At 64.6% G+C, this 413-nt stretch carries 1 protein-coding gene; it reads left to right on the top strand.

Annotation, left to right across the window (positions count from 1 at the left end):
- Positions 1-413 (top strand): invasion associated locus B family protein (locus EN780_RS38115; protein WP_133373040.1); only part of this gene is annotated, 413 nt, incomplete at both ends.

Below are 413 nucleotides of genomic sequence, written 5' to 3'. Positions count from 1 at the left end.
GTGCTTCCTCGCTGAAGGAGACCTATGAGGACTGGGATCTCTCCTGCCAGGCCACGCCGACGCTGGTATGCGCGGCTACCTATCAGCAGTCGCAGCAGAACGGACGGCGCCTGCTTGCGGTCGAATTGGGCAAGGGGCAGGAGGACGGCATTGCGGGCAATCTCGTCCTGCCCTTCGGCCTGCAACTCGCCGTCGGCGCGACGCTTCAGGTCGACGATGGGCAAGCGGGCAAGCCGCTGCCCTTCTCGACCTGCCTGCCCGCCGGCTGCTTCGTGCCCCTCAGCTTCGACGCGAAAGCAGCCGCGTCGCTGCGCACGGGCACAACGCTCAAGGTCACGGTTAAGAGTCTCGACCAGAAGGATGTGCCCTTGTCGGTTTCATTGAAGGGTTTGACGGCGGCGCTGGACAGGTTG

It is taken from the genome of Mesorhizobium sp. M4B.F.Ca.ET.089.01.1.1 (genome assembly GCF_004022605.1).
In the GTDB taxonomy this organism is placed as follows: domain Bacteria; phylum Pseudomonadota; class Alphaproteobacteria; order Rhizobiales; family Rhizobiaceae; genus Mesorhizobium; species Mesorhizobium abyssinicae.
The sequence above is the reverse complement of the archived record's forward strand: the minus strand, read 5'-3'. Positions and strand labels throughout refer to the sequence as shown.